Annotated in this window: 1 pseudogene; it reads left to right on the top strand. The window is 24.5% G+C overall.

What is annotated here, in order from left to right:
* Positions 1-60: 60 nt before the first annotated feature.
* A pseudogene (locus H2277_RS09255) lies at positions 61-265 on the top strand (hypothetical protein); the annotation flags it as partial.

The raw sequence follows: 265 nt of genomic DNA, 5'->3' as shown, positions 1-265 counted from the left end.
AAAGATGAATGAAAGTATTTTATCTTATACAAGAGATTAAAACTTATTTAAAGGATAAAAATGAGCAACACAGAAATCAAAGAACAAGACACTCAAGATGAAATTATTTTTGAAGCAAAAAAATATATACCTGCATTTTTATTTTATGGAATAATACACATTGGACTTTTATGTTTTATGCTTTATTTGCTTCCTAGGGGATTGAACAATACTACAAATTTTAAAGATTTTATAGTTCTTTCTATTATTCTTTTTGGGTTGTATG

The sequence above is a fragment of the Campylobacter sp. W0014 genome (assembly GCF_020135975.1).
In the GTDB taxonomy this organism is placed as follows: Bacteria; Campylobacterota; Campylobacteria; order Campylobacterales; family Campylobacteraceae; genus Campylobacter_D.
Note: the sequence above shows the minus strand (reverse complement) of the source record. Positions and strands in the feature narration are given on the sequence as shown.